The 17,513-nt window shown below is 45.7% G+C and carries 11 protein-coding genes and 1 CRISPR repeat array; of the genes, 1 reads left to right on the top strand and 10 read right to left on the bottom strand.

Going from position 1 to position 17,513, the window contains the following annotated elements:
• Positions 1 to 184: 184 nt before the first annotated feature.
• Positions 185 to 7,200: a CRISPR direct-repeat array (repeat unit 37 nt; unit sequence ATTTCAATTATTCGATCCGTCCAGAGGATACTGAAAC).
• Positions 7,201 to 7,486: 286 nt separating this feature from the next.
• Complete coding sequence (locus C5S61_RS27465) at positions 7,487 to 7,618, top strand: hypothetical protein (protein WP_276309113.1); 132 nt, start codon at positions 7,487 to 7,489, stop codon at positions 7,616 to 7,618.
• A gap of 69 nt (positions 7,619 to 7,687) precedes the next feature.
• Here C5S61_RS27465 and C5S61_RS18865 read toward each other — a convergent pair whose 3' ends face one another.
• The 10 genes from C5S61_RS18865 to C5S61_RS18820 all read right to left on the bottom strand — a co-directional run bounded on the left by C5S61_RS18865 (position 7,688) and on the right by C5S61_RS18820 (position 17,063).
• The gene (locus tag C5S61_RS18865; RefSeq protein WP_110517472.1) at positions 7,688 to 8,650 is read right to left on the bottom strand and encodes a hypothetical protein; all 963 of its coding nucleotides are present in this window, start codon (positions 8,648 to 8,650) and stop codon (positions 7,688 to 7,690) included.
• 60 nt (positions 8,651 to 8,710) lie between these two features.
• Positions 8,711 to 9,919, bottom strand: coding sequence for a glycoside hydrolase family 5 protein (locus C5S61_RS18860; protein WP_110517470.1), 1,209 nt, complete (start codon positions 9,917 to 9,919; stop codon positions 8,711 to 8,713).
• Positions 9,920 to 10,040: 121 nt separating this feature from the next.
• A complete protein-coding gene (locus tag C5S61_RS18855; protein WP_110517468.1) occupies positions 10,041 to 11,099 on the bottom strand; it encodes a CIA30 family protein in 1,059 nt (352 codons plus the stop codon).
• A gap of 321 nt (positions 11,100 to 11,420) precedes the next feature.
• Positions 11,421 to 12,398 (bottom strand): helix-turn-helix transcriptional regulator, encoded by a 978-nt coding sequence (locus C5S61_RS18850; protein WP_110517466.1) that lies wholly within the window; start codon positions 12,396 to 12,398, stop codon positions 11,421 to 11,423.
• 160 nt (positions 12,399 to 12,558) lie between these two features.
• Positions 12,559 to 12,732, bottom strand: a complete 174-nt coding sequence (locus C5S61_RS18845) for a herpeto-tandem family RiPP (protein ID WP_110517464.1) — start codon at positions 12,730 to 12,732, stop codon at positions 12,559 to 12,561.
• Positions 12,733 to 12,785: 53 nt separating this feature from the next.
• Positions 12,786 to 12,944 carry a herpeto-tandem family RiPP gene (locus tag C5S61_RS18840; protein WP_110517462.1) on the bottom strand — a complete coding sequence of 53 codons (159 nt, stop codon included), beginning with the start codon at positions 12,942 to 12,944 and terminating at the stop codon, positions 12,786 to 12,788.
• A gap of 50 nt (positions 12,945 to 12,994) precedes the next feature.
• The gene (locus tag C5S61_RS18835) at positions 12,995 to 13,171 is read right to left on the bottom strand and encodes a herpeto-tandem family RiPP (RefSeq protein ID WP_110517452.1); all 177 of its coding nucleotides are present in this window, start codon (positions 13,169 to 13,171) and stop codon (positions 12,995 to 12,997) included.
• Between the two features lie 51 nt (positions 13,172 to 13,222).
• Positions 13,223 to 13,411 carry a herpeto-tandem family RiPP gene (locus C5S61_RS18830; protein WP_110517450.1) on the bottom strand — a complete coding sequence of 63 codons (189 nt, stop codon included), beginning with the start codon at positions 13,409 to 13,411 and terminating at the stop codon, positions 13,223 to 13,225.
• A gap of 384 nt (positions 13,412 to 13,795) precedes the next feature.
• On the bottom strand, positions 13,796 to 16,015 hold the full coding sequence (locus C5S61_RS18825; RefSeq protein WP_164689630.1) for a peptidase domain-containing ABC transporter: 2,220 nt from the start codon (positions 16,013 to 16,015) through the stop codon (positions 13,796 to 13,798).
• Positions 16,005 to 17,063, bottom strand: coding sequence for an MvdC/MvdD family ATP grasp protein (locus C5S61_RS18820; RefSeq protein ID WP_110517446.1), 1,059 nt, complete (start codon positions 17,061 to 17,063; stop codon positions 16,005 to 16,007). The genes C5S61_RS18825 and C5S61_RS18820 overlap by 11 nt, the downstream gene beginning before the upstream one ends.
• Positions 17,064 to 17,513 lie beyond the last annotated feature (450 nt).

Below are 17,513 nucleotides of genomic sequence, written 5' to 3'. Positions count from 1 at the left end.
ACGCGAGATCAATGGCCATGTGGCGAAATTCCGCCGTAAAGGTGCGTGGTTTTTGCCGTGTCATTGGTGGATTCCTTTCCCGTATCAGTATGATACCATACTCGTCTATACGTTCAGGACCACATCAATCCGTCCAGAGGATACTGAAACACATCCATGCTTGATGATGATCAGCAGCTCATCAATTTCAATTATTCGATCCGTCCAGAGGATACTGAAACGCTTGACCAGCTGCGGGTTGTTCGTAAGTTCGGTATTTCAATTATTCGATCCGTCCAGAGGATACTGAAACGCCGATGAACGGAGGGATGAGCAGCACCGCTCCACGATTTCAATTATTCGATCCGTCCAGAGGATACTGAAACATCCGGTTGGCCAGCTCCACGCCGAGCACAGACCACAGATTTCAATTATTCGATCCGTCCAGAGGATACTGAAACGTGTTGACTTTCAGCGAGGCCTTTTGGCATTTCATCAATTTCAATTATTCGATCCGTCCAGAGGATACTGAAACGTACAAGGTTGGTCAAACGATCTATGTCAAAGAAATTTCAATTATTCGATCCGTCCAGAGGATACTGAAACTTGGGGTCTTTATTGACCTCGCATCGAGCGCCGTCCAATTTCAATTATTCGATCCGTCCAGAGGATACTGAAACGTACCAACTTCATAGCATGATGCAAGAGCTACAGCAGGATTTCAATTATTCGATCCGTCCAGAGGATACTGAAACTACACACAATCGTGATAAATCAAAGCTATTGACTTCATTTCAATTATTCGATCCGTCCAGAGGATACTGAAACGTTTTTATGGAGTAAAAGCATTATGAATCCTGAATTATTTCAATTATTCGATCCGTCCAGAGGATACTGAAACATATTGAATGGGTAACGCAAAGCAAAATCAAATCGTATTTCAATTATTCGATCCGTCCAGAGGATACTGAAACTGTCAAAAACTGACTTGTTTATGGCGATTGGGGTTGATTTCAATTATTCGATCCGTCCAGAGGATACTGAAACGTCTGTTTGTGCTTGTAGCGCACACAACACATGCGCATTTCAATTATTCGATCCGTCCAGAGGATACTGAAACTGATCACCGGTGGCGTGATTGAGTTCTGGACGCTTGATTTCAATTATTCGATCCGTCCAGAGGATACTGAAACTTGATACTACCCATCGCTGCGGCTGCGGGCGAGGGCATTTCAATTATTCGATCCGTCCAGAGGATACTGAAACACTTGTTACTAGTCCAGTGGGCTTCGAACACTTGATCTATTTCAATTATTCGATCCGTCCAGAGGATACTGAAACACAATGATCTGCGTGGCGTTCACGATGTTATTGGCATTTCAATTATTCGATCCGTCCAGAGGATACTGAAACCAAACTACACCATTGAATACAACCGCGTAACCAAAGATTTCAATTATTCGATCCGTCCAGAGGATACTGAAACAACGCAGTCCGCGTTGGCGGCGGTACCGTTGACCCATTTCAATTATTCGATCCGTCCAGAGGATACTGAAACTTGGATCGCCTTCATCATTAACTCAGTAGGTCGATATTTCAATTATTCGATCCGTCCAGAGGATACTGAAACTTCGCTAATCCAAGTGCGGCGCGAATTGTGGCTTATTTCAATTATTCGATCCGTCCAGAGGATACTGAAACAACAACTAACACTGGGAAGATGCGGCTCTTGATTCCATTTCAATTATTCGATCCGTCCAGAGGATACTGAAACGCTCAGTATCGTTGACAACTGGTGTAGGCGCAGGATTTCAATTATTCGATCCGTCCAGAGGATACTGAAACACCGTCCATGCGCCGCTGCCATCACTCGCCGCCATATATTTCAATTATTCGATCCGTCCAGAGGATACTGAAACAAGTCACCAAGCACCTCATTGAGCGAATCACTGGCGCATTTCAATTATTCGATCCGTCCAGAGGATACTGAAACTTCGATTGATTCTAACCTAGCCTGCATTTCTCCTATATTTCAATTATTCGATCCGTCCAGAGGATACTGAAACATCAGACACGTTGCAATATCGCAGCGCACGCGAGATATTTCAATTATTCGATCCGTCCAGAGGATACTGAAACAGGCGTCAAGGCAACCGAGCGCGGCGCGGCCAAGGGATTTCAATTATTCGATCCGTCCAGAGGATACTGAAACATCCTTGTGGAGCGCCAAATGTTTAAGCATCAGATTTCAATTATTCGATCCGTCCAGAGGATACTGAAACAATTAAACAACCGCTTGACCGCGTGTAGGAATCGTGATTTCAATTATTCGATCCGTCCAGAGGATACTGAAACCAGGTGGCGGGACGCTCGCTCGCAATTGGGAATAATTTCAATTATTCGATCCGTCCAGAGGATACTGAAACAAACAATTTTATCAATAACGTCGCTTTTGAGTCTATTATTTCAATTATTCGATCCGTCCAGAGGATACTGAAACAAGGCATACGCAAAGGGCTGTATCTCGCGTTGGGATTTCAATTATTCGATCCGTCCAGAGGATACTGAAACGTGGTGACGGCAGGCGCGACATTGCCGCCGGAAACTATTTCAATTATTCGATCCGTCCAGAGGATACTGAAACTGAATGTCATGAATCGCCTTCCGATCCTTATCAAAGATTTCAATTATTCGATCCGTCCAGAGGATACTGAAACGCGCTTGGCTCTTGGTTGGTTTTGCCTTGCAGCCATTTCAATTATTCGATCCGTCCAGAGGATACTGAAACGTTTTTATGGAGTAAAACTATGAATCCTGAATTAGAACATTTCAATTATTCGATCCGTCCAGAGGATACTGAAACAAACATCCAACCGAGAAGCCGCTGAGCCTCTACCTAATTTCAATTATTCGATCCGTCCAGAGGATACTGAAACGCTGCGAGTAATCAGCGTATGATGGAAGGCTTATATTTCAATTATTCGATCCGTCCAGAGGATACTGAAACACGTTGCCTTATTTTCGCCATCGGGTAGATAATCGGATTTCAATTATTCGATCCGTCCAGAGGATACTGAAACACGTTGCCTTATTTTCGCCATCGGGTAGATAATCGGATTTCAATTATTCGATCCGTCCAGAGGATACTGAAACCTTCCTTGATTGCCGTAAACCATGCGGTCACTTCATTTCAATTATTCGATCCGTCCAGAGGATACTGAAACTGAATGGTGTTACCACACTCAACGCATGTCTCAATATTTCAATTATTCGATCCGTCCAGAGGATACTGAAACATACCTGATACCTGGCTATACCGAGCTATTCGAGTCATTTCAATTATTCGATCCGTCCAGAGGATACTGAAACTCGCGGTTTTCTAAACCGGCAATGTAGGCCTCATCGATTTCAATTATTCGATCCGTCCAGAGGATACTGAAACCCGCGAAGCAATGCGACCACGATTCGGGTGATTTCGTATTTCAATTATTCGATCCGTCCAGAGGATACTGAAACTTGATTGCACTTTCTTGTTTCTCGGTTTTGAGGTCATTTCAATTATTCGATCCGTCCAGAGGATACTGAAACGAGCATATCGCGTTCGCCATTTCGCGATTCCACGTCATTTCAATTATTCGATCCGTCCAGAGGATACTGAAACACGTTGTACCGTTATTAGTTGAGTAGCGCACTTGGGATTTCAATTATTCGATCCGTCCAGAGGATACTGAAACGAATTGAACGAGATGATGGAATTGTCAGAACGCTGGGATTTCAATTATTCGATCCGTCCAGAGGATACTGAAACATTACAAAGGGATAAAACGCCTTCATGGACTAACATGTATTTCAATTATTCGATCCGTCCAGAGGATACTGAAACTTCAGCGGTTGATCGCACGGTTTGTACAGCGGGCAATTTCAATTATTCGATCCGTCCAGAGGATACTGAAACTTTCGCCATAGATTGCATTAGCGTTGTAGCCTGATTTCAATTATTCGATCCGTCCAGAGGATACTGAAACGCCGCTCATGCTCAATCGTTGGCAGAATGTCGCGTTATTTCAATTATTCGATCCGTCCAGAGGATACTGAAACCAAGATGGACAACGCTTGGATTCGCGCCGCGTATGAATTTCAATTATTCGATCCGTCCAGAGGATACTGAAACTTCTTTGGCTAATAATTCTTGCTCGGTGTAGTACTATTTCAATTATTCGATCCGTCCAGAGGATACTGAAACGCGTTGACGATGTGATTTTGCCGCCTGTTGATTATTTCAATTATTCGATCCGTCCAGAGGATACTGAAACACGGCTATCATGCCATTCATACAAAAGTTTGGCCGATTTCAATTATTCGATCCGCCCAGAGGATACTGAAACCTTGATCTCGATCTCAATCAAAACTTGACTTTGACATTTCAATTATTCGATCCGCCCAGAGGATACTGAAACTTTCGTGGCAGACTTCGCATTGAAGCCACGATCATCAGATTTCAATTATTCGATCCGCCCAGAGGATACTGAAACTAGACGGCTTGCAGTACAGCATCAAAACGAACAGCGATTTCAATTATTCGATCCGCCCAGAGGATACTGAAACGCTATGATTTGGATTTGAGCACGTTGGAAGTTGATATTTCAATTATTCGATCCGCCCAGAGGATACTGAAACATTGACAACGGATGATGTCTCGCTTATGCGTGCCTTTGATTTCAATTATTCGATCCGCCCAGAGGATACTGAAACTCGGTCACTGCTTCGCTATAGCCCGAAACGGGCACATTTCAATTATTCGATCCGCCCAGAGGATACTGAAACTTGCATGAGTTGCAGATAATCGATGATCAACAGGTCATTTCAATTATTCGATCCGCCCAGAGGATACTGAAACACGGAATTGTGCTGCCATCGGCAGCGGCCAGCGTATTTCAATTATTCGATCCGCCCAGAGGATACTGAAACTTGCCACGTGCTGCGCGCGTGCTGGCCTTGAGTCAATTTCAATTATTCGATCCGCCCAGAGGATACTGAAACTTACACCATTTTAGTTGTTCAAAAGACTGCTGGGCATTTCAATTATTCGATCCGCCCAGAGGATACTGAAACTTACACCATTTTAGTTGTTCAAAAGACTGCTGGGCATTTCAATTATTCGATCCGCCCAGAGGATACTGAAACTTGGTGTGCTCATGTTGCTCATCTTCGCCACAAGCGATTTCAATTATTCGATCCGCCCAGAGGATACTGAAACAGTTTATGGGCATTATCAATCAACAATATCGCGATAATTTCAATTATTCGATCCGCCCAGAGGATACTGAAACCTTCGTTGCGGGGCCACGCTAACTATGAGTACGCTGATTTCAATTATTCGATCCGCCCAGAGGATACTGAAACATCGCATCGTGGGCCGGGCGATGAATTGAAATTCGATTTCAATTATTCGATCCGCCCAGAGGATACTGAAACATGTTGATACATCCGTGGTTTGCAGGCCGCCGCCTATTTCAATTATTCGATCCGCCCAGAGGATACTGAAACTGCATATGGTGCAGGCAACACGAAACAATGATCCCTTATTTCAATTATTCGATCCGCCCAGTGGATACTGAAACAGTATGACCGCGTGAGTGTGTCTACAGCGCTCGAAATTTCAATTATTCGATCCGCCCAGAGGATACTGAAACTAATAGAATGATGTGGCCAACGGGATTTCACTAGGGATTTCAATTATTCGATCCGCCCAGAGGATACTGAAACGCTCGATGGCACGAGTGATAGTTTGCCGATTGTGCTATTTCAATTATTCGATCCGCCCAGAGGATACTGAAACGCGCGTCTGCGAACCACTTGCAGAAGCGTTAGCTTTGATTTCAATTATTCGATCCGCCCAGAGGATACTGAAACAGCATGACGAGGGTGAGCCGACCGCCAGCGCTGGGAATTTCAATTATTCGATCCGCCCAGAGGATACTGAAACTATAGAAACAAGAGGATAGTATAGAACTATGTACATTTCAATTATTCGATCCGCCCAGAGGATACTGAAACATATCACCACATGAATAACCAAATAAACAAGCTGATTTCAATTATTCGATCCGCCCAGAGGATACTGAAACACCTCCTTTTGCGGTTGGCCTGTGTGGGCTGTGGCTATTTCAATTATTCGATCCGCCCAGAGGATACTGAAACTCCTTGGGTTTGATGTTGGGAAAGACTTGTGACGGATTTCAATTATTCGATCCGCCCAGAGGATACTGAAACAAGGATTGCCACGTATCAACGCCGCCATTCTCGGATTTCAATTATTCGATCCGCCCAGAGGATACTGAAACTCGTATTTGATCGGCTTAGCAATCATCCATGCCGCGCATTTCAATTATTCGATCCGCCCAGAGGATACTGAAACATCGGCTTGATCGGAATCTGCTCGATGGCTACCTTGATTTCAATTATTCGATCCGCCCAGAGGATACTGAAACCGCTTACTTTGCGATCACCTTCCATCTGATGCTCCAAATTCAATTATTCGATCCGCCCAGAGGATACTGAAACGTGTGGTCAATGTGGGCATGGGTAATCAGGATCGCATAATTCAATTATTCGATCCGCCCAGAGGATACTGAAACTGTCAACTAGCCTTTTTGGGCTGGTTGGACGCAGATTTCAATTATTCGATCCGCCCAGAGGATACTGAAACAGTTATAGGCAGCGTCGGCCACATCACTGAGACTTAATTTCAATTATTCGATCCGCCCAGAGGATACTGAAACGGTCTTTGTGTCCAGCGCCGCAGGGCCGCTGCGATAATTTCAATTATTCGATCCTCCCAGAGGATACTGAAACTTGACATGCATAAACGCCTCAAGCGTGAGCGTCCAGAATTCAATTATTCGATCCGCCCAGAGGATACTGAAACTCAACCAGAGGTTCATCATGGACGAGCCATCCGATCAGAATTCAATTATTCGATCCGCCCAGAGGATACTGAAACGAGGCGGGCATTAGCTCTATTACTGAGACCATCACCAATTCAATTATTCGATCCGCCCAGAGGATACTGAAACAACCAAGCAAGCAACCTGCCGATGATCCTGAATATAATTCAATTATTCGATCCGCCCAGAGGATACTGAAACTTGACGCTAGCGGTACGATGCGAAGGGCTGCGGGCAAATTCAATTATTCGATCCGCCCAGAGGATACTGAACCCGATCCCTAGCCCCCGATCCCCGACCCATCCATAGCTAAAGATTTTTGATGAACATCTTATATCTCTTGCATGATGTGTAACATCGGAAATCTCCCTCGATTAAGCATGTACCATAGTTTAGACGATATTAAGCAGCACTACGTTGCTATCGCCTAGCATATTCCCTGATTTTTGGGGTTTACACCTGCTCTAACACTGCTCTACCCTTCCTTTACACTAGTAGCGCACCCGGCGATTTGCTAGGCTAGGGCTATCGAAATAAACGCCGATTGAAAGGAATTTCCAATGCGTTCAATCAAACATCACCTGCTGACCTCCGCCGTATTATTTGGCATGATTGCTGCTTTTGGTGCTCAGCCAGCGCCACAGCAAAATCCTCAAGCCATTGAACAACCAAATCCATGGTCATATTTATAAGCCTAATTTGACATAAACCGAAACAGCGATGAGCATTTCACTCATCGCTGTTTTTGGTTTTAGCCACGTTTACAATGCGTGTTCGGCTGCGTTGTAGGGAATATAGCCAATCAAACGGTCGCCCCAATGGAATTCGATGCGGGCAGTTGTGGTATTACAGGTCAGGTACACTTGTTTGGTTTCTTCGAGGTATAGGCGATTGTTGGCATTCATCACAATATCGTTTGCGCCAACATCAATGCCAGTTTTCCATGTGCCTTGAATCCAAATTGCCCGATCGCCCTTTGAGCCAAGATCAAAGTTAAGTCCAGTTTTCCAACTAGCTTGCGGGAATGATTGAACATTGATTGCTTCGGAAAGTTTGGTGGCGATTGGCGGTTTTTGCATGCCTTGGTCGTCGATATTCCAATCGACCGCCAAAACGTTGAGTCCGATTACCCGCCCGCTGCTGCTTTCGCTGTGCGCTTCAATGTTTGCGCCAATGCTGGCCCCGCCATTGTTGCGATGATAGGTTTCGGCATGAAAGCCTGCCGCCCAGCCACCGCCATGGTTCTGGAGCCTAACGAAATTGGCAACCGCATCGCCTTGATTATGATTGGTGCGTAAAAAGGTGCTCAAGGTCCATGGATAGGCATGCGGCTTGGTGTTTTCATGCACCAACGATAAGATTTGCGATGTTCCCAAAACTTGGTTTGGATCTTCGCGGCGCTGCCATTGCACCATCGAATCCAGTGGAATTGGATAGTTTAACGGCTCGCCTTTGCGATCAAGCGTATGCACTGGAATTGTGCCAGCATAATCATTTAACCCTTGCTCTGCGCTTGGTAATTTGGTATGCCCCAAGGCTGCCAGCAAACTACTGACTTGGGATTCCAATTGTTCTATGCGGGCAAGCAGGTTGGCAACGTGGCCATTGCTAGCTTTCGTGATAATGGCGCTAGCGGCTGCTGGCTGTGGTTCAATCAAACCTTGGGCTACTCCCAGCCCAAGTAGGCCAACAAACTGACGGCGATTTACATCATGCTCTGACATTTGCTTGGATCCTCATCAATTTAATCAGGTGGATTTGGTTGCGTTTTGGTTTGGCCTTGTTTAGCAGTTATCGGGCAGGCTTGGCGCTACATTGAATGGCGGAACCGCTTGCCCAGTTCCAATCGGAGTTGGAAAAAATTCAGTGCGTTTTTGGTAGAGCCATGTGCGAATAAACTTGCCTTGATGGGCATTGCCACCCAGCACATTCCAATCATAATCAAAGGTTACTGGCCCCAAACAATAATCAGCAACCCATGCTGTCCAACCAACAACCGCCGATTGATCGACAAAGGCGCGGAATGGGGTGCCAAATGAAGGCGTTGTGCCAACAATTGGCTCGTTGCTACAACCGCTTTCGCTTTCACCATCGGGATCAGCATCGCAGACATCCCAGCCAAATTCGGTAAGCATCACTGGATAGACTTCGGCAGTATCGCCAAACCATGTTTGCCATTGATCTTGCTGTTGGGTTGATGTAACTGGAGTTGTTGGCCGCAAACGGGTATGCTGCGGGTAGATGTGGCTGGTATAAACAATATTCTCTCCCACAAACGGATCTATCAAGGCCCCGCTGGTATCGCGGCTCCAATGCGGCGCGCCAACCAAAATCACGCTTTCTGGCGAATATTGATCGATCATTTTGATCCATGATTGGGCGGTTGCGCGCCACGTGGACCAATCAAACGGCTCAATTGGCTCGTTGAACAACTCAAACAACAAGTTGGGATGGTTGGGGTAGGCTTGGGCAATTCGCGTCCAAAAGGCGCTGGTTGCGGCCTGAATATAGGCAGTGCGGTTTGGATTATTGGCAACCACATAATCGCTGACCCAATGCCAATCGATAATGCAATAGACCTTGCGGCTAATGCAATGTTGGATTGCTGGTTGTAAATAGGTGCTGAAATAGTGGTCGGGATTAGCCAGCCAGCCATCAATTGGCAAGCCTTGTGGCTCGGGATAGACAGGCAAGCGCACAACCCGCGAATGAAACGCGCTTGAACTGCTGCCAGTTGTGGTAATGCGATTAATTGCTGCTGGAATCCCGCCATCACGATATTTAGCCACATATTCCAGATCAGGAATAGCAAAACCACGCAGCTTCACCGCTTGATTATTGGGATCGAGCAGTTGATTGCCTGCCACATGCAGCGCTGGTAAGGTTGGGTTGGGGATTTGGCTTGCTGTTTGTTGGGCTTGGGTTGCCAATGGTAGCGCTAATAAAATGAGCAATAAACCAAGCTTCCACCAATGCCGATACGATTGTTGCATTCGAGCCTCCACGAAAGAATGATGAGGCTAGTTTGCAACAATCGGCGCGTTCAAACGAGTGTAAAGTTTGGTCAAAGCAGGGTTAGTTGCGGGTCAATCAGCCCGATTTAGCCAAATGAGACTAGTATTCAAGCTGAATTCGATCAACCAGCAATTCAACATGCTGCTGATCGCCTTGGGTAATTGACCATGAAAGCGCATGAATCTTGCTGCGATCAAGCGTCGTACCTGGCTCTAAGGGCACAAACATACTCAAGGGAATATACACTTGCTGCCAGGTTGGCATTATTTCAAATTTAGCAATATGCTCTTGGGGCGGTTGGTTTGGGTCGGGCTGGGCTTCGATTCCAATATGCACATGTTGGCCTGAGCCATAAACCCAAAAACTAATGCCCTTGACTTGGCTCCAATCGACCGTTTGCTTTGGTGGATCGCTGAGGGTGCGATAGATGCCTGCGTAGCCATCTTGGCCGCGAATAATGCCCTTAAATCCCCGGCAGCCAGCGATTAATTGCTGGTTGGCGCTGCTTTCGGGAATGATGCAAACAAACGGCGTATTGATTGCCTGCGAGTTGCCGCCAACATCGTTATCAGTGTATTCGCCCCAACCACCTGCTGTCCATACCCTCAACGGCTGCGGTCGTAGCCACCACCAAATTCCGATCCCAACCACCAGCATAGCCAAGCCAACTCCTGCCCAAACGGGCCAGCGGCGCTTAATCGGCGTGGAGGGTGGTGTTTCGGCAGCCAGCGCAACCGCTGGAATGCTGACAGGTGCTTCAGATTGTGCTGGTAGTGGTGTGGTAGCTGGTTGCAACGTGTTCGTTCGCAGTTGTTTAATAATTTCGTGGCGTGCTTCCCAATCGACAATTAAGCGTTGTTGCTCGCGATAGGCCGCCGAGAATTCGGTGTTGGCTATGCGCTCCAAGCTTGCTGGAGCAACCCGGGCTGCACTCAAAAATTCAATCGTGTTAGCATAGGCCAAATCGAGCACGGCCACTACCACAATCGCCCGTTCCCATTCGCGAATCGATCGTCCGCGCCCAAGCAACCATCCTTTAATCGTATCTTCGGGAATATTGGTTAATTCGGCCAAACGCCGTGGTGAAAGTTGGCGCTGGCGCAAGATCGTTGTCAGAAGTTCGGCCAATGGGCCGGTTGATTTTTGCTCAACAACCATGGTTTGATTAACTCGGCTAAATGATTGACCTAGGCTCTACGGGCTTGGCTTGGCAAGGTTGCCAGCTCAAGTCGCTATCATACCATAGCTCTCTAGGCAGCTAGCTGTTCGTTTTGAAGTATATGGAGGCTGATTGCTTATTCTTGTGAACATAATCAGCTTGAGGCTGCAATCGAATTCAGCAAAAATCGCCAAAACCCAAGCCACCAACAGGCTATATACCTATTGCTTAGAGGCCTGATGGTTTGTGAAGCGGCTCTTTTTTAACCTAAATAAGCCATAGAATTCTATCAACATGACATAATTTTTTGATGACTATGCTTATTCGCTCGTTGCTTGTGTTGAGTTTGGGTGATAATGGGCATACATCGCCCCAATCACACGGCGAAGTTGTGCAAATAATGATTCAGGCCCTTTGATCAATCGGGCATGTTCACCATAGCCCAAAAGAATTCGAATAATCTGAAATTCGCTAAATTCGCTGGCATCGATCTCGATTTCATCATCGACATAACGAATCGCTTCAATCATAAAACGCTCGCTTACGCCACCGCTGGCAAACGCGGCAGGTAAGCGATAGGTAAAATGAATTTTTCGCCGCTCGCGCCGCATGTGCTGCATATCTGGCAATAAACGTGGCGAGTCCTTCGCCACATCAAAAATCATGCGATCAAGTCGAAAGGTTAAAATCATGCCATAGCGATAGCAATAAGCCAGCAGATAATAATGCCGATCCCGATATTCTAACTCATAAGGATCAACCCGCGGGTGCAGTTGTGGCTGATCGCTGCTCAGCGATCGGTAAGAAAAACTAACCTGTTGCCGCAGGCTAATCGCATCGCTAAAAAAACGAATCCATTGCGCATAGGGCGTGTAATCAATCGCTGGATTAAACGCCACCCGCAGGGCTGGTCGCCGCTTCCAAGCCGTTTGTTGGGTCGGCGATAAATTGCTGGTTAATCGGGCGACAAACTGCTTAACTTGGGGTGTCATGGGATGCCCAGCCCCAAAGAGATCGCGAATTGCCATCAATGCTTCAAGGTCATCATCAGCCAATACATACTGATTTGTACTAATCTTCCAGCGTTTTGGTTTGTTGGCCACCTCAATTTGATAGCCAAAGGCGCGCAAGCTATGCAGGTCGCGCCGAAATGCTCGTTGGCCAGATTGCCCAGCAGGATAGGTGTTGGATAAGGCTTGACAAACGCTCTCAAAGCTATGCTGTTGGGCTAAAAGCAGGTCGCGTAATTCGATTAATCGCCAAATCAGGCTTGGCACTTCAGCTGCGAGCAAATCCATGAGGCGCTTCCTTTATGCCATCTGCTAGCTCCAAATATATCGCATTCGCAATTATAACGAATTTTAGCGCTGAATAAGCGTTTATTGCTGCTAAAACCAAATGAGCCATGGCAAATCCACGGCTCGTTTGCTTGCTGGAAGAAATTAATGTTCTGTAGGTTTAGGGAATTTGGGTGCCTGGAGGAACGTCGCTATCATCGCAGCCAGTGCCCGAATAGCCATTAATTGGGGCCAAACAGCCAACAATATCGTTGATTTCAGCGGCTTCTTCTTCGAGGTAGGTCAGGCCGAAAATCATGGGCGTTTCTTCGATTTGGGTGGTTTCAAATTCCATGAATTGCACTCCTTTACACACAAATGGCGTTCGTTGATGCCGAAAAGCTTGGCCTAGGGAATTGCGTCAACATCATCGCAGCTTGTGCCCGAATAGCCATCGATTGGCACAATACAGCCAACAATATCGTTGATTTCAGCGGCTTCTTCTTCGAGGTAGGTCAAGCCGAAAATAACCGGCAGCTCTTCGATTTGGGTGGTTTCGAATTCCATTGAATTGCACTCCTTTATACAAACTCGCCGCACGAATAAATTGAGGTCGATTAAGGAATCATTTCGCCTGGATTACCGCCATCAGTATCATCACAGCCAGTTGTTGTATAGCCATCGATTGGCACAATACAGCCAACAATATCGTTAATTTCAGCAGCTTCTTCTTCGAGGTAGGTCAGGCCAAAAATAACTGGCATTGCTTCAATGTTGGTGTTTTCGAATTCCATTGAATGCGACTCCTTAATATGCGAAATTGCCACAGACCAGCCTTGGATTGCTTAGGGAATCAGTTCGCCTGGGTTACCACCATCGCTATCGTCACAGCCAGTAACGGTGTAGCCATCGCTGCCAATAGGCATCAAACAGCCAACAACATCTTGGATTTCAGCAGCTTCTTCTTCGAGGTAGGTCAAGCCGAAAATAATCACGTCTTCGCTTTTGGTCGCCAGCATTGTTTGTCTTTGCATAATCGTTCCTCTTCCAGATTGCCGAGATTAATGAGTTATTTGGAATTTTTGTTCGTTCCAGCAATGATCATGATTATAGAAATAATTTGGTTAATGTCAAGATTAATCTAGATATGTTTTGTATTTTATAACGACTTTTATGAATATATAATTAGAATGAATATTAAATAGATATATCCAAAAACAGCAATATTTAATGATTTTTGCTATTTATTGGTGGATATTTGTGATATGTTGGCGTAAAAGTACTTGAATATGATGACTCTATCAGCTTGGTAGATTGATAGAATGATCGACGTAGCACCCACCTTTCTTAACGCTGGTTTGCAAACCCGAGGGCGAATTCCCTGCTGCCTTGAATGTAAAACAGCAGGGAATTGAATTTTAGGCTGTTCGTTGATTCAAATTGGTTGCTGCTATCTGCTCGATTGGCTCGCTGATTGGCTTGGTAAGCTGACCTTTAATCAAATTGTAGTAATGGCCAGCCTGTGCCAACAATTGCTCATGGCTGCCAGATTCGATAATTTCGCCAGCATCCATCACCAAAATGCGGTCGGCGCGTAAAATTGTGCTGAGCCGATGGGCAATAACCACGGTTGTGCGGCCAGCACGATTTTCTTCGAGCGCTTGCAAAAAGCCTTGTTCGGTCGCACTATCTAAGTTGCTCGTGGCCTCATCGAGAATTAAAATTGGTGCGTTTTTGAGCAATGCTCGCGCAAGCGTGATTCGCTGGCCTTGGCCCGAGGAGAAATTATCCCCGCCGCGTGCCACTTGCGATTCGTAGCCATACATTTGGCCTGAAATAAATTCATCTGCTTGGGCAATTTTTGCTGCATTCCGAATTAATTCCATATCGGTATCACGCATTAATGTAATGTTGTCGCGAATTGATTGTTGCATCAAGCGGGTATTTTGAAAAACAGCACTAATTGCGTTACGCAATTCATCAGGTTTAATTTGGCGCGTACTAATCCCATCAATTAATACATCGCCGTGGCTTGGCAAATAAAATCCTGCGATCAAATTTGCCAATGATGTTTTACCAGATCCAGTTTCACCGACAATTGCTACTGTTTCGCCAGGTTTGATTTCAAAATTCAGCTTCTTCAGCACCATTTTGTTGCGCAGATAAGCAAAATGCACATCGTTGAATTTAATCTCGCCTTTGACTTCTGGTAATGCAACGACATCATTCGCTCGCGATTCTTCATCGGGCAAGGTCATAATTTCATCCATGCGCTCAATGCCCAATAAGGCTGTGCGCAGATTAAGAATTGTTGCTGGCAAGCGTTGAATTGGTTGTAAATAGAAGGCTACCATTCCAAATAACACCACCAACTCGCCTGGAGTCATGCTGCCTGCAAATACTTGGCTACTGCCATACCATAAAATTGAAGCAGTAATTAACGAGGTTGCCAAAACGCTCCATGCACTAGGCAAGGCAATATTGATCCGGCTGTCCATCCGTGATTTGGTGAAATTGGCTAATTTTTCGTTAAGCAATGTTTTATATTGTTCTTCTGCACCAAAAACTTTGATTGTCCGTATACAATCAAAAACATCAACCATGTGCGAAGTAAATTCTTCCATATGAATGATTGATGATAATTGAACGTTATAAACGCGATCATTCAGCGAGAAGAGTACAAACCACACTAATGGCAATGCAGCAGCAGCGATTAATGCAGCAACTGGATTATAGAAGGCAATAATGCCTAATGCAGTGACAAACATCGCTGTATCAGCTAAAATTGTGATCAAACCTTCGGAGAGTGCCAACTGAATTCCATCGGCCTGAGTTACGCGTAATACCAAGCCAGGAATACAACGCACATCAAAGACTTTCATCGGCAAGCGCAACAAGCGATCAATATACTGTGCTGAATAACTTTGATGCACGCGTTGACCAACCCGTGCACTGAGCCATAAACGGCCAAATTGCAGCGCTGATTGAAAGACACTGACTAAAATTAAGCCTACGCCTAAAGCAAAAAGCAATGCTTGATCGCGATTTGGAAGAATCGAGTCAATCAAAATTTGCATAAAAAACGAGGTTATCCAGCCTAACGAGGTTGCGAGCAGCGCAAAAAACAGCACAATCCCCAAAATAAGCTTATGTTGGCGGGCAAGCTGGAACAATGTTTTGAGCGGCTTTACTTCAATCTCGCGTGGTTTGAGGGCTGCGGTTGGCTTGAATTCAACCAAATAGCCACTCCACATGGCTTCAAATTCGGTTTTGCTGAGCGTGCGCAAGCCCCGGCTGGGATCAAGCACAACCACTGAGGTCGGTGACCATTTATAAATCACCACATAATGGCCTTCGCCCCCTTTGAGGTGGGCAATCGCTGGCAATTGCACATGTTGCAGGGCGCTATAAATGGCTTGGGCTGGCCGCGATTCAAGCCCGATTGCGCGCCCGCCATCGCGCAAACCAGCCAAACTTGTGCCATTGCGATCAGCGCCAACCAAAGTGCGGGCTTGCTCCAAGGTAATGCGATGTTTGTAGAAATGCGCTACCGATGCAAAGACCGAGGGGCCGCAATCTCGCCCTTCCGAGGCGCGAATCCATGGTAAGCGGCGATAAATTAACGTCTTATTGAGCATTAACAGCCTCCTGAGCCAAAGGAATCGGATAATCGATGCTGGCAGCTTGCAACATTGCTGCAAAATGTTCATAAATTGGCATGCCGGTGAGGCGGGCAATCCAATCGAATTGGCCGTTGGGATTGATTTCGAGGAAAATATGCTCGCCTTCGGGCGTGACAATCATATCGATGCTGCCAAATACTAGCTGCAAGCGATCCATATAGTTGCGCACTTTGGCGGCTAAATCATCAGGCAAGGCATATACTTGATGCGGCGTGTTAGGAATATCGTAGCGTCGCCAATCTTCGCGTGCGCGTTCGCTGCTTTGTGAGTGGATCGAACAGGCAAAAATTTCGCGGCCAACCACGACAATCCGCAGTTCAAACGCTTTTTCAACGTAGGGCTGGAAAATACCAGGCGTTGGCACTGCATTACGCGCATTACTAAAGTGTTGCTTCGAAACTCGATTGGTTAATAACTTGGCAATTTTGCTTGGTTCTTCATCTTTTGCAGGAATCATCTTGAAAAATGGCCGAAACGGCTTATAAATAATTGAATCGGCGTGTTGCTCGTAGAAATCTTGAGCATAGGGCAGATGTGCGGTAAAAAGCGTATCAGGGATATTAAACCCTACATCAGCAGCAAGCCATAATTGAGCACATTTTTCTTCAAAGGCATCGTGAAATGGTGGCGGATTGATGCAGAAAATATTATGACATTTGAGTGCTAAGACAATTCCTTTATATAACGCACCCCATTCGCCAGAAAAGAAATTCCATTCGTCATGTTGTTTGGCTAATTGCTGATAACGTTCAAGTAATGGTTCTGGTCGCCAGCTCCGCCAAATCCATGCTGCATGAACATCAGTGGCAAAATTAATTTCACGCTCTACTAAGCGTAAAATTGCTTGAGCTGTACCATCTGCTGCCCGATTGATGCGAAATGAAGCATTTTGCTCCATAACTTCTTGGCTTAATACCACAACTTCTTGACCCTGCGCCTCCAAAAGCTCACGGACACTAACCACCGTTGTATCGGTTAAAAGCTTGGTAATGATTAAGATCACTGCGAACTCCTTACTATGTGTAGCGTCACATGAATTTTTTGAACAACTACTATTTTTTTGGGTATAGCAAAGCTGTACTTGGCAAAGGTGTTGAATCAATTGAGCGATATGCTCAATTTTAGCCAAGCTTAACTATGCTGCATACTCAATGAGCATGCAGGTTAGGTATTGCGACGAATAGCGCTAAAAAGCGTTGACCAAGGCTTGAATAAAACCTTGAAACGTGAAGTAATAACCTAATTAAATACATCCGAATCAATGCCAATTCAGATCGTTTAATCAGATACCTATCCGAACATCCAGCCAAGTTATTGATTAAGGGTTGTGTGATTGAGCAAGATTTGCCAAGAGTTTACTGGTCGGTTTAGGAACATGCGGAAGGGGTGCAAGAAGATTCCTAAATAACGATCAGGGTGAATTTTTCGATTGTAACAACCACATAATGCTTTT

The organism is Herpetosiphon llansteffanensis (assembly GCF_003205875.1).
In the GTDB taxonomy this organism is placed as follows: domain Bacteria; phylum Chloroflexota; class Chloroflexia; order Chloroflexales; family Herpetosiphonaceae; genus Herpetosiphon; species Herpetosiphon llansteffanensis.
Note: the sequence above shows the minus strand (reverse complement) of the source record. Positions and strands in the feature narration are given on the sequence as shown.

Excerpts from the sequence above, each read along its gene's own strand:
- C5S61_RS18860 (WP_110517470.1), bottom strand. The coding sequence starts at position 9,919 with ATGCAACAATCGTATCGGCATTGGTGGAAGCTTGGTTTATTGCTCATT.
- C5S61_RS18830 (WP_110517450.1), bottom strand. The coding sequence starts at position 13,411 with ATGCAAAGACAAACAATGCTGGCGACCAAAAGCGAAGACGTGATTATT.
- C5S61_RS18840 (WP_110517462.1), bottom strand. The coding sequence starts at position 12,944 with ATGGAATTCGAAACCACCCAAATCGAAGAGCTGCCGGTTATTTTCGGC.
- C5S61_RS18835 (WP_110517452.1), bottom strand. The coding sequence starts at position 13,171 with ATGGAATTCGAAAACACCAACATTGAAGCAATGCCAGTTATTTTTGGC.
- C5S61_RS18865 (WP_110517472.1), bottom strand. The coding sequence starts at position 8,650 with ATGTCAGAGCATGATGTAAATCGCCGTCAGTTTGTTGGCCTACTTGGG.
- C5S61_RS27465 (WP_276309113.1), top strand. The coding sequence starts at position 7,487 with ATGCGTTCAATCAAACATCACCTGCTGACCTCCGCCGTATTATTTGGC.
- C5S61_RS18855 (WP_110517468.1), bottom strand. The coding sequence starts at position 11,099 with ATGGTTGTTGAGCAAAAATCAACCGGCCCATTGGCCGAACTTCTGACA.
- C5S61_RS18825 (WP_164689630.1), bottom strand. The coding sequence starts at position 16,015 with ATGCTCAATAAGACGTTAATTTATCGCCGCTTACCATGGATTCGCGCC.
- C5S61_RS18850 (WP_110517466.1), bottom strand. The coding sequence starts at position 12,398 with ATGGATTTGCTCGCAGCTGAAGTGCCAAGCCTGATTTGGCGATTAATC.
- C5S61_RS18845 (WP_110517464.1), bottom strand. The coding sequence starts at position 12,732 with ATGGAATTTGAAACCACCCAAATCGAAGAAACGCCCATGATTTTCGGC.